This window comes from Janthinobacterium agaricidamnosum NBRC 102515 = DSM 9628 (assembly GCF_000723165.1).
GTDB classification, from domain to species: domain Bacteria; phylum Pseudomonadota; class Gammaproteobacteria; order Burkholderiales; family Burkholderiaceae_D; genus Janthinobacterium; species Janthinobacterium agaricidamnosum.
Genome location: NZ_HG322949.1, coordinates 1,012,025 through 1,023,651 on the forward strand (window position 1 = coordinate 1,012,025; position 11,627 = coordinate 1,023,651).

Consider the following 11,627-nt stretch of genomic DNA (forward strand, 5'->3'; position numbering starts at 1 on the left):
AAGCCTGGTGAATTGGGGAGGTATTCAGCTGCACGCGGCTTGCGTGCAGCCGCTGGCGCACAGCAGAAAAATCTGCGGGTGGCGGGTAATCGCGGAGAGTGAGTTGGCGGTCAGCGCCGTTTTCGATAATAGGACGCATACAATAATTTAATAATTATGCTGATAATGACGCCTGCCGCTCCGAGTACTATTAGAAGGAAATCCTGCATGATTGATATCTCGTTAATTAAGTGTCACTATAATAACGAAATAAAAAATAATAAAAAAATGAAAAAAACAGAACGAATAAATCTGATTTAATGAATGGACGCGGGCGGAAGGATTATCTGCTTTTAGGGAGTGTTGTTCGTGTGAAGGGAATTTTCACGGCGCTGATGTATTGCGGGCCGTTATCGCAGCGGATGACTCGGGTTTTGCCACGCTATTCGATGGGCCGGTCAAGGGAAGGGATAACGCTTTTCGGAAGGCAATCAGCAATCGCCCCCGATACGAGCCCGTCACGGTTGCCGTCGTCGATCACATTGAACCAGCGGATGTTTCCGCCATCGAGCAACTGCTCATGCATGAAATCCATCGACCACGTGTCGTTGATCAAGTCTCGTTGATCTGCGCGGACACCGCCAGCGGCAGCGGTTTCTCCCGCACCAGACGATGGCGCGGCTTGATCCGCAGGTTTAAAAGCGCTGCGCCGCCACCTCCGCCATGCTGAGCAGCCATGACTGAAGAGAACCATGAAGCGGGCGCCGCATGCGTGGGCCATGCCAGTTTTGTATCGGTTTGTGTATGGATCACTTCCAGACAAGATTTGACATTTTACTCACACGGTTGCCCGGTATAACGCTCACTAGCGGAAAACCGCATCATTTAAAACAGACTACGAAGGAAAGATTGACATGAAAACGATGCGTCTCGCGGCCCTTGCCGCACTCGTCTTTGGCAGTGTGCTGGCGCACGCCGAAACGCAGAATGTGATGACTGGCCTGACACGCACCCAGTTGCTGCGCCATGACGTCAGTGTCGCCGGCCGCGAAGTGATACAAGTGCGCGTGGATTTCGAGCGCGGTACTTTTGCCGATTTCCATTCGCACCCGGGAGAGGAAATTGCCTTTGTTGTCGAGGGCACCATGGAATACCAGTTTCAAGGCCAGCCAGCAGTCATCCTGAACAAGGGCGATTCGCTATTCATTCCGGCCGGTACCAATCATTCGGCCAAGAACATTGGCGAGGGCAAGGCGTCCGAACTGGCGACCTATTTCGTCGACAAGAGCAAGCCCCTGGTGGTGCCGGCGCATTAAGAATCTGTCCCGGTAGAAAATATATTGCCTGCCGAAATAGATTCCAAACCGTCGCCAGAGTGGCGCCGCGGCGAGCAGCCGCCAACCTTGCGGTATTTATTGTAAATGCCGCTTTATTTTTGATTGGAGTTCCTATGCCTGACCATACCCCAGACTCGCTCTCGCGCCGCCGTTTTGTCGGCGTAGCGGCAGCGACCGCCGCCGCCGGTACGTTCGTCCAGTTCGCCTCGGCGGCAGGCCTGCCGGCCCTCACCGTGGTCGCGTCGGCGGCGGGCGGCGACCCGGCCGCGATTCGTCCGCTGCGCGTGCATGTGCCGGATGCGGAATTGGTCGAGTTAAGGCGGCGCATCAAGGCAAGCCGCTGGCCGGAGCGGGAAACGGTGGCCGATGGCACGCAGGGCGTGCCGCTGGCGACCATGCAGACGCTGGCGCGCCATTGGGCCGGCGCTTATGATTGGCGCAAGTGCGAGGCCAGGCTGAATGCATTGCCTCAGTTCCTGACTGAAATCGACGGTCTCGATATTCATTTCATGCATATCCGTTCGCAGCATGAAAATGCCTTGCCGCTCATCATCACGCACGGCTGGCCGGGTTCCTTCATCGAGCTGTTGAAGATTATCGATCCGCTGGTCAATCCGACTGCCCACGGGGGCAGCGCGGCGGACGCGTTTCACCTGGTGATTCCATCGTTGCCGGGTTACGGATTTTCAGGCAAGCCTGGTACAAGCGGATGGGGCCCGGAACGCACGGCAAGCGCCTGGCTGATATTGATGAAGCGGCTGGGATACGCGCAATTCGTGGCACAGGGCGGCGACCTGGGCGCGGTTGTCTGCAATGTGATGGCCAGGCAGGCGCCACCGGAGCTGCTGGGCATTCATGTCAACTTCCCCGGCACGGTTCCGCTGGATATCATCAAGGCGATTCAGGCTGGCCAGCCCGCGCCGGCCAGTCTTTCTGCAGAGGAAAGGCGCGCGTATCAGCAACTGACCCTGTCATTCACGAAGCGGCGCGCCTACGCGCTGGAGCAGGGCACGCGGCCGCAAACCTTGTACGGCCTGGCCGATTCCCCGATCGCCCTGGCCTCGTGGATGATCGATCACGGCGATGGTTTCGACCAGCCGGCGGCGGCACTGACGTCGGCCGTCTACGGGCGGCCGATCAACGGTCATTCCGCCGGCGACCTGACGCTCGACGATCTGCTCGACGATATCACGCTGTATTGGCTGACCAATACCGGGGTGTCGGCGGCACGCTTCTATTGGGAGTCGCACTTCAATTTCTACGGCGCCGCCGACGTTGCGGTGCCTGCCGCAGTGAGCGTATTTCCCGGCGAGATTTATCAGGCGCCGCGCAGCTGGGCGCAAAGCGCCTATCGCAACCTGGTCTATTACAACCAGGTCGACAAGGGCGGCCATTTTGCCGCGTGGGAGCAGGCCGCGTTATTTTCGGAGGAGGTGCGCGCCGGCTTCCGGCCAATGCGCAAATAAATCATCGACAAGGTCCGGCGGCGATCGCCGGACTTTTTCAACGCTTGCCTGCCTGCGCGGGCAGGCTAAAACGTGACGATACAAGTCGAGACCCCCAGCGGCAGCCTGCTGCGGCCATTCAAGTTCATGACCCCAGTAGAATAAAAGCCGAACTTGCCATCTTTCTTGACCGCGACGACAAAGTGGCCGTAGTCGACCGCACCCTCGTCCATTTTTCTGGCTTTACTCAAGGCGTTTATAAACTGCATGTGTCCCCATCCCAGCGGATCGTAATCATTGGGCTTGACCCTGGCGACTTCTTTGCCGTCGATCATGCTTCGGTCCAGGTGTTTGCTGTCGCCATCGTGGTAAAAATTGTAGTGGCCCGCCGATTCGCTGACCACGATGCTGCAGCCATTGACGCCGCCGGTCATGACGATGGTACCATCGGGAACATTTTTAGGAACGGGCACCCAGCCTACGCCACGCTGCAGCCAAGGATAAAAAAAGTCTTTATTGTTGTAGTTTCGTTCGACTGCCAGCAGGCTGACAAAACCGGCCTCGAGTTGAGAAGCTTCGATGAAGCAGGGGCCACCCCTGACAAAGTCACCGCTATTGCGGAACGAACCGGGTTTCGGCCCCGTGATGTAGGCATTGCGTTCGCAAGCGTTTCTGGGGTCGCTTCGTAGTGCATTTAATGACATGGCATGATCTTTCCGGGAAGGTGAGTACGGTTCGTCGCCGAAGTAATGCTGAAGCTCCGTCACATCGGCAGCGCAGCAGCTTTCTTCGAACTTGCTGTAAATTACGCTTCCCGCAACCAATCGGATGCAGGCCGGCCCGCTTCAGCGCGCGTCGTCCGCTACGCCTTTGGCCGCGCTCCTTCTTGCCAGCCATTCGCGGCCGCCGCCATGCAGCGCCTTGGCGATGACCGGCGCGGGCAGGCTGTAGACGGTGGCCCAGCTGGCGCGGCCATCGGCGGTATTGGCCGGAAAACTGTCGGCTTCGATCGGCCAGTGATATTTGCGTTTCAAGGTCTTGACGATGGCCGCGAGCGTCACGCGGCCTTGCAGCGGTTCGGCGCCGGTCTGGTCGCCATCCGACAGCAGTACGGCCAGCACGGCGCCCCTGGCGGTCAGCGGGCCGGGGAATGTGGGGGATTTGTTTGTCATCGGCGCATTTTAGCCGCGTTTGCCGGGAAGGCCGTACTTTGCCGTGCGCGGCTACCGGCGGGGCATCACCGCATATAGCTGGCCATTGCAGAAAATATCATGTATTGCAAAAAAATAAAAGCTCGCCGCAGTGCGCTTTTATTGTGATGCATCCGAAATAAGCTAGTCGATGCGATCGGGATCCGTATCGATGAAAAATTTAAACCGGTCGAGGCGCAGTCGCGCAGCATTACGCAGGTGGCCGTGCTGGTCGATGCGCCAGGAAGTCGACAGCCTGGCGCAATTGATGTCGACGCTCAAGGTCGATAATACGGTCGCAGCGCGGCTCCGGATTCGCGCCTGATCTCTTCGCCGGTCAGCAACCCTGGCTGCCCAGCAGCGTTTGCAACTGGTCGAAGTCGATCGGCTTGGTCAGGTGATGGTCGAAGCCCGCTTCCAGCGCCAGTTGCTTGTCGCTATCCTGGCCCCAGCCGGTCGCGGCGATCAGCGTCATGCCGGCGCCCCAGCTGGTCTGGCGCAGGCGGCGCGCCAGTTCATAGCCGTTCATGTCGGGCAAGCCGATGTCGAGCAGCGCGATGTGCGGCGTGAATTCCTGCGCCAGCGCCAGGCCGTGCGCGGCGTTGCCGGTGTTGCGGGCCTGGTAGCCCAGCAAGTCGAGCGCCATGGTCAGCGTTTCGGCGGCGTCGATATTGTCGTCCACCACCATCACGCGCAGCGCCTGCTTTTCATGTACCGGCGCGGCGGCGGCATCGGTGTCGACGGCCGCGTCGGTCAACGGCAGCCGCACGGTAAAAGTGCTGCCCAGTCCGGCGCCCTGGCTATCGGCGCTGATAGTGCCGCCGTGTAGCGCGACCAGGCCACGCACCAGCGCCAGGCCGATGCCGAGTCCGCCTTTCGAACGTTCCAGCGCCGGCTCCAGCTGGGAAAACATTTCAAAGATATTCGACAGCGATTCTGGCGGAATGCCGATGCCGCTGTCGGCCACGCTGATGACGGCGTAGCCATCCCGGCGTTGCGCCGCGAGCCGGATCTGGCCGCCCGCCGGCGTGTATTTGCAGGCATTGGTCAGCAAGTTGACGATCACCTGGGTCAGCCGGGTGGCGTCGGCGTCGATCGCGATATTTTCCTCGGGCAAGCTGATGGTCAGTGTGTGCCGGGCCGCTTCGATCATGTCGTGCACGTCGGCCGCGGCGGCCCGCATGACGCTGGCCAGGTCGATGATGCTGCGCCGCAGGGCCATGCGGCCCTGGGTGATGCGTGACACTTCCATCAAGTCGTCGATCAAATGGGTCATGTGCTGCATCTGGCGCTCGAATACGCCGAGCACCCGGTTATGGGTGGGTTCGCCTTGCGATTGCAATTTCAGGATTTCCAGCGCGCTGCGCATCGGCGCCAGCGGGTTGCGCAATTCGTGCGCCAGCGTGGCCAGGAATTCATCCTTGCGCCGGTCGGCCGCCGACAGTTGCTGGTTGATCGCCTTTAATTGCGCCTCGGCGCCCAGCTTGGCTTCCAGCGACGCTTCGGCCGCCTTGCGCGCGGCCAGCAATTCACGTTCGTACGAGCGGCGGTCGGTGGCGATGAACAGCGCGAATTCGTCGAAGATCGCGCCGCCATGGTTGCGCCGCACGATGTTGATCAGCATCGGTATGCGCGACTGGTTGCGATGCCGCAAGTCGAACTGGACTTCCGCCACCGAACCTTGCACTTGCAGCATCGGCGCGCAATGGGTCTGATGGAATACCCGGCCACCGATGGTCAGTAAATCCTGTATCCGCATCGCGCCGCCGGTCAGTTCGGCGCTGAGGTAGCCGAGCCAGTGGCACAAGGTGCTGTTGGCGCGCAAGATGTTGCCGTTGGCATCGGCCAGCAGCAAGCCGCAGGCGGCGTGTTCAAACAAGGCGTCGCCGCCGGGTGCGTGTAAAGGTGGAGGAATGCCTGGCTCCACGGGTTAGTTCAGGGTGTGCGCCAGGAAGGCGTGGATCGCGTCCGCGCTGGCGCCGGGCGCGCTCATGTGCGGGCAATGGCCGACGTTGTCGATCACGTGCAAGGTGCTGTTCGGCAAATGTTTATGCATATAGTGTCCGACCGCGATCGGCGCGATCAAGTCGTCGCTGCATTGCAGGATCAGCGCCGGTACGGTCGACTTCGGCAAGTCGGTCCGATGGTCGGACAAGAAGGTGGTGCGCGCAAAGTGCTTGGCGATGTCGGGATCGTTACGGCAAAAACTGTGGGTCAGTTCCTGGCCCAGTTCCGGCCGCTCGGGCACGCCCATGATGGCCGGCGCCATGCTGCTGGACCAGCCCAGGTAGTTGCTGTCCATGGTGTCGAGCAAGTCGTCGATATCTGCGCGGCTGAAGCCGCCGACGTAGTCGTGCTCGTTGATGTAATACGGCGACGGACCGACCATGACTTGCGCCTGGAAGCAGGCCGGCGCCTTGATCGAGGCCAGCAAGCCGATGATGGCGCTGACGGAATGCCCGATAAAGATGACCGGACCGCGGGAATATTCTTCGATGATTTCCAGTACGTCATCGGCGTAGCCGTGCAGGCTGCCGTATTTGTCGGGCTGGTACTGGCTGCAGTCGGAACCGCCGCTGCCGACCAGGTCGAAGGTGATGACTTTGTAACGGTCTTGAAAGGCCGGCGCGATATAGCGCCACATGGTCTGGTCGCAGCCAAAGCCGTGCGCAAACACGATGGTTGCGGGGCCGTTGCCATGCACTTGCACGTTGTTGCGGTACTGTACTGTCATACGGGTCCTGAATGCGGTGGGTCGAAGATATAAACCAGGCAATTAGCAATTCTACATGGTAACATCGACCGAGATGATCGGGTATCCCGCTGCGCAGTACGGTACGCAGAATGAAGGCGGCGGCCGCATGGCCGCCGCGCTGACTTTATTCTTCCAGCAAACTGCGCAGCATCCACGCGGTTTTTTCATGCAAATCGAGGCGCTGCGTGACCAGGTCGGCGGTCGGCTGGTCGTTGGCCTTGTCGAGCAGCGGGAACAGCGCGCGGGCGGTGCGGGCGGTCGCTTCCTGCGCCGCGACCAGGTGGCGCACCATGTCCAGCGCGACTGGCACGCCTTCGATTTCCTTGATGCTGGCCAGCTTGCTAAATTCCTTGTAGGTCCCCGGCGCCGGGTAGCCCAGCGCGCGGATGCGTTCGGCGATCAGATCGAGCGCGCCCCATTGTTCGGTGTATTGCGCCATGAACATGGCGTGCAGGCTGTTGAACATCGGACCTTTGACGTTCCAGTGGAAATTGTGCGTCATCAGGTACAAGGTGTAACTATCGGCAAGCAAGCCGGACAATCCCTGCGCAATCTTGGCGCGGTCATTCTCGGAAATGCCGATATCGATTTTTGCGACGTTATTCTGCTTTTTGGTTACCATGTTGATCCTTTGAAAAAATCGTTCATAAGCTGATTCGGGTGCCTGTGAACTGTACCATGGCGGGCAAAACGACGTACGGACGGCAGGCGCCGCTAACCCCGGCTACAGGTCTTTATGCATGCGCACCAGCGGCACTTGTACATCGCCCGGCAAGGTCAGTTCGATGCGTTCCAGTGCGCTGAAACCGCAGGCCAGGTAGAGCGGCACGCCAGGCAGCGTGGCGGCCAGTTGCAATGCGCGGAAACCGGCCGCCGTCGCTTGCTCGCTGCAATGCCGCAGCAGTTGCCGGCCCAGGCCGCGCCGTTCCATGCCGGGCGCGACAAAGAAAGCGCGGATGCGCGCCGCGTCGACGGCCGGATCGAGCAGCGGATCGGCGCCGGCCTTGGTGCGGTCGGCGCCGAACAGCGTGTGGCGCCGGCTCCAGCCGCCGCAGGCGACAATCGCGCCCTCGTGTTCGATCAGGAAATAGGTTTCATCGGCGACCAGTTGCGTATCGACGCCGAATACATGGCGCGTCACGGCTTGCGCCTGTTGCGGCGTATAAAAGCCGGCGCTCAGCTCGACGCCCGAGGCGGCGATCAATCGTTCCATGGCGGGAATGTCGGCGTCGTGTGCCGGCCGTAGTTGTGGACCAGGCTTACTTTGATGCATCTGATTTTCCATTTTGTTGGCAGAAAGAATGTCCGCCAACTTAATCGAAAACCGTGTTGAAGTCCATCCGCACTCGTGAATAATGGGAAATCAGTTATGTGCGGCGCATTCTTGCTGCAATTGGTCGAAGCCGGCCTTGGCGGCTTTGTAGCAGGTGCCGGCCGATTGCTCCAGGCCGTCGCGGTCGAGCACCACCACGGTGCCGCGGCGGTATTGGATCAAGCCCTCGTCCTGCAGCTTGCGGGCGGTGACGGTAATGCTTTCGCGGCGCACGCCCAGCATATTGGCCATGGTGTCCTGGGTTACTTTCAATTCATTCGACAGCGAGCGGTCGAGCCGGTCGAGCAGCCAGCGGCACAGTTTTTGTTCGATGCTGCAATGGCGGCCACCGACCACGTTTTGCGCCATCTGGGCAAACAGCGCGCTGGTATAGCGCATCAGCAACTGGGCCAGCGCGCCGCCTTCCTGGAACACTTCGCGCAGGAATTCGGTTTTCAAACGGTAGCCGTACCCGGCGCTTTGCACCACGGCGCTGCAGGTGGCGCGCTCGGCGTCGTACAGCGCCACGCCGGCCACGCCTTCGCGGCCGATCACGGCGATTTCGGTGGTGGCGCCGTCTTCCATCACATACATCAGCGAGACGATGGCATTGGTCGGGAAATAGGTGTAGTCGATGCGGTCGCCGAAATCGAACAGGTGTTTGCCGACTGGCAAGCTGACCAGTTCCAGGTGGGCGAACAGGCGTTCCAGATCGCTGCGCGACAAGGCCTTGAGCAATTCGTTTTGCTGCGTGCCTGCCAGGCTGATCACGGGCGCCTTGGGATAGTGGTCGTGTGCGCTGAGTTTGGCGGAGTGCAGGTCGGAAATCGTGCTGTATGCCTTGTACATGATGAGCCCCTTTATTTGTAGGTGTTGCCTCTTGCTTCCAGGTGGCAGCCTGATGCATGGCTGCCGCATGCATCAAACTATAGGCCGATGCCGGGCAGCCGGGCATCGGATCATCCGACGCTCTTATGTAGGCTAGGAACATTGCCAGTTGTCATCCAATTCCTACGTGGCCGGCATGCGCCATGTTTCTTTAGGGCAATCTAAAGCGTTGTTTTATAGGTGAAAATGCCAAATTTTTGTTTCATTAGGACCGGATCTAGCTGTTAGAATATTTGCGTACGGAAATGCAATTCGCCGGGAATTTGCAGGGAAATATCATGCATATTGATCGTCCCCCCAGTTCGGCCAGTATCAGGCCCAGGCGTATTTTCCATGCTTGCAATACCGATATTTCTGCACCCCGATCACATGGCCCTCCACCCCCGCGCCATGCGGAAAGTGCGCACTGACCAGCAGGGCAGGCTGGTTGCCATCCGATAAAAATACCTTGACACAATTTGAGCGTGACTGCATGAGCGTGACAGCGTGTTGCTTAGTCACATCTTTCATGTCATCTGAGGAAAAATACAATGAAATGGTTTCTTGACTTGAAAATCGCCACCAAGCTGATCCTGTCATTCAGTGCCGTGCTGGTATTGACTGTGATCCTCGGGGTATCCGGCATCATGTCGATGGCGCGCATCAATTCCGCGTCCACCGAATTGTCGAGCGACTGGATGCCGAGCGTGCTGACGGCGATGTCGCTGCGTACCGACGTGGCCGAATTGCGGCGCTGGGAATTGGCGCACCTGCTGGCGCCGGGCGACGCCGGCATGGCCAAGTATGAACAGCGCATGCTCGTCACGATCGCCAAGGTCAAGGACGACAACGATAAGTATGCCAAGCTGGTGTCGAGCCCGGAAGAAAAGGCGGTATTCGAGGAGTTCACCAAGACTTATGCCGGCTTCCTGGTGGAGCACGCCAAACTGGTCGAGCTGTCGCACCAGATGAAAAAAGAAGAGGCCCGCGCGGTCTCGATGAATACTTCGCTGCAATTGATGGAGCACACCACGGAATTGCTGAACAAGCTGGTGGCTATCAATACCGAAGGCGGCGACAATTCCAGCAAGAGCGCCAACCGGGTGTACGCCGAGGCGCGGCTGCTGTCGATTGGCTTGTTGATCGGCAATGTCGTGATCGGCTTGGCGCTGGCCTTCTGGGTGGCGCGGATTGTTTCGCGGCCATTGAACCAGGCGGTCAGCCTGGCCCAGCAAGTGGCCGGCGGCGATTTGACGGCCGATATCCAGGTCGGCTCGAAAGATGAAACCGGTGCATTGATGGCGGCGCTCAAGCATATGAATGGCAGCCTGCAAAACCTGGTCGGCCAGGTGCGCAGCGGCACCGACACCATCGCCACCGCATCGAGCCAGATCGCGGCCGGCAACCTGGATTTGTCGTCGCGCACCGAAGAACAGGCCAGTTCACTGGAAGAAACCGCTTCCTCGATGGAAGAATTGACCTCCACCGTGCGCCAGAATGCCGACAATGCGCGCCAGGCCAATACGCTGGCCCGTTCCGCGTCCAGCATCGCGGTGCGCGGCGGCGAAGTGGTCAGCCAGGTGGTCGGCACGATGGCGTCGATCAATGAATCATCGGGCAAGATCGTCGAGATCATTGCGGTGATCGACGGAATTGCCTTCCAGACCAATATTCTGGCGCTCAACGCGGCGGTCGAAGCGGCGCGGGCAGGCGAGCAGGGCCGTGGTTTCGCGGTGGTCGCCACCGAGGTGCGCAACCTGGCCCAGCGTTCGGCCGCGGCCGCCAAGGATATCAAGACGCTGATCGGCGATTCGGTCGAGAAAGTCGGCGCCGGCTCCCGGCTGGTCGACGAGGCGGGCAGCACGATGGATGAAATCGTCGCCAGCATCACCCGCGTGACCGACATCATGAGCGAAATCACCGCCGCCAGCCAGGAGCAAAGCGCCGGCATCGAGCAAGTCAACCAGGCGATTGCGCAAATGGACCAGGTCACCCAGCAAAATGCGGCGCTGGTCGAAGAGGCCGCCGCCGCGGCCGAATCGATGCAGGACCAGGCACTCAGGTTGACCGAAGTGGTCAGCGTATTCAAGCTGCATCCGGGTCAGTCCGGCAGCATGACGCCATCCGCGGCCGCGGCGCCGGCCGCGCGCCATACTGCCAGCCGGCCGCCGGCGGCGCCGGCCCGGCCGGTATCGCGCATCGCGGCCAGCGTGCCGAAGCAGGCCAGGTCGGCACAGGCCCGGGCCGAGGATGAATGGGAAAGCTTTTGATGCTTGTCTATTAAGAGCCTATCCCAGTAGATATGAACAGCGCATGCTCGTCACGAGAATACGCCCTCTTCTGACGCCCCTCAGTAGCGGGGACTGCGTTGCTCGTCGTCGCGTGGCTCGCCACGCTTCCTCCTCACGCCTGCTCCGCGCTGCTGATGCGCGGCCAGCAGAAGACGCTCACTACTGGGATAGGCTCTAACTAAAAATCCGCTCAAGGCTGGCGTCTTGCGCGGATTTTTTTTGGCGCGGCGCGCGTGGGCGCTGGGGGCTGGCGCGCCTGCCATGCCGCCAGGTCTTGCTGATATTGTTCCAGGTCTTCCTGGTACATTTCCAGCACGCAAAAAGTACAACCGCTGTGGCAGCATTCGTCGTTATCCGGCTTGCGCGGCGGCTGCGGTGGTGGGGCGCCCGGCGCGGGCGGCTTGGGGGAGGTGCTCATCGGAACCGGTCTATCGAACCATCGCTAAAACCA

General features: G+C 60.1%; 12 protein-coding genes and 1 pseudogene. 3 read left to right on the top strand and 10 right to left on the bottom strand.

What is annotated here, in order from left to right; genetic code table 11:
• Window positions 1-489 precede the first annotated feature (489 nt).
• A pseudogene (locus GJA_RS04320) lies at window positions 490-678 on the bottom strand (IS3 family transposase); the annotation flags it as partial.
• 215 nt (window positions 679-893) lie between these two features.
• Between GJA_RS04320 and GJA_RS04325 the strand changes: the two are divergent.
• Together GJA_RS04325 and GJA_RS04330 are read left to right on the top strand one after the other, a co-directional pair.
• Window positions 894-1,295, top strand: coding sequence for a cupin domain-containing protein (locus tag GJA_RS04325; protein ID WP_038489139.1), 402 nt, complete (start codon window positions 894-896; stop codon window positions 1,293-1,295).
• A 134-nt stretch (window positions 1,296-1,429) separates the two neighbouring features.
• Window positions 1,430-2,782 (top strand): epoxide hydrolase family protein, encoded by a 1,353-nt coding sequence (locus tag GJA_RS04330; RefSeq protein ID WP_038489141.1) that lies wholly within the window; start codon window positions 1,430-1,432, stop codon window positions 2,780-2,782.
• Between the two features lie 65 nt (window positions 2,783-2,847).
• On the opposite strand, the gene GJA_RS27105 is transcribed toward GJA_RS04330, so the two are convergent.
• The 8 genes from GJA_RS27105 to GJA_RS04365 form a co-directional block, all read right to left on the bottom strand.
• The gene (locus GJA_RS27105) at window positions 2,848-3,465 is read right to left on the bottom strand and encodes a hypothetical protein (RefSeq protein ID WP_144241420.1); all 618 of its coding nucleotides are present in this window, start codon (window positions 3,463-3,465) and stop codon (window positions 2,848-2,850) included.
• A gap of 141 nt (window positions 3,466-3,606) precedes the next feature.
• Complete coding sequence (locus tag GJA_RS04340) at window positions 3,607-3,933, bottom strand: hypothetical protein (protein ID WP_038489145.1); 327 nt, start codon at window positions 3,931-3,933, stop codon at window positions 3,607-3,609.
• A gap of 162 nt (window positions 3,934-4,095) precedes the next feature.
• The gene (locus GJA_RS27710) at window positions 4,096-4,233 is read right to left on the bottom strand and encodes a hypothetical protein (RefSeq protein WP_156484116.1); all 138 of its coding nucleotides are present in this window, start codon (window positions 4,231-4,233) and stop codon (window positions 4,096-4,098) included.
• Between the two features lie 55 nt (window positions 4,234-4,288).
• The gene (locus GJA_RS04345) at window positions 4,289-5,830 is read right to left on the bottom strand and encodes a hybrid sensor histidine kinase/response regulator (protein WP_242404448.1); all 1,542 of its coding nucleotides are present in this window, start codon (window positions 5,828-5,830) and stop codon (window positions 4,289-4,291) included.
• 51 nt (window positions 5,831-5,881) lie between these two features.
• Window positions 5,882-6,685, bottom strand: a complete 804-nt coding sequence (locus tag GJA_RS04350) for an alpha/beta fold hydrolase (RefSeq protein ID WP_038489148.1) — start codon at window positions 6,683-6,685, stop codon at window positions 5,882-5,884.
• A gap of 145 nt (window positions 6,686-6,830) precedes the next feature.
• Window positions 6,831-7,328 carry a Dps family protein gene (locus GJA_RS04355; RefSeq protein WP_038489150.1) on the bottom strand — a complete coding sequence of 166 codons (498 nt, stop codon included), beginning with the start codon at window positions 7,326-7,328 and terminating at the stop codon, window positions 6,831-6,833.
• Window positions 7,329-7,430: 102 nt separating this feature from the next.
• Window positions 7,431-7,979 (bottom strand): GNAT family N-acetyltransferase, encoded by a 549-nt coding sequence (locus GJA_RS04360; protein ID WP_038498684.1) that lies wholly within the window; start codon window positions 7,977-7,979, stop codon window positions 7,431-7,433.
• 90 nt (window positions 7,980-8,069) lie between these two features.
• Window positions 8,070-8,867, bottom strand: coding sequence for a Crp/Fnr family transcriptional regulator (locus GJA_RS04365; protein WP_081905247.1), 798 nt, complete (start codon window positions 8,865-8,867; stop codon window positions 8,070-8,072).
• 569 nt (window positions 8,868-9,436) lie between these two features.
• Here GJA_RS04365 and GJA_RS04370 point away from each other — a divergent pair.
• Window positions 9,437-11,155 carry a methyl-accepting chemotaxis protein gene (locus GJA_RS04370; protein WP_038489152.1) on the top strand — a complete coding sequence of 573 codons (1,719 nt, stop codon included), beginning with the start codon at window positions 9,437-9,439 and terminating at the stop codon, window positions 11,153-11,155.
• Between the two features lie 211 nt (window positions 11,156-11,366).
• On the opposite strand, the gene GJA_RS26530 is transcribed toward GJA_RS04370, so the two are convergent.
• Window positions 11,367-11,594 carry an oxidoreductase-like domain-containing protein gene (locus GJA_RS26530; RefSeq protein WP_081905248.1) on the bottom strand — a complete coding sequence of 76 codons (228 nt, stop codon included), beginning with the start codon at window positions 11,592-11,594 and terminating at the stop codon, window positions 11,367-11,369.
• Window positions 11,595-11,627 lie beyond the last annotated feature (33 nt).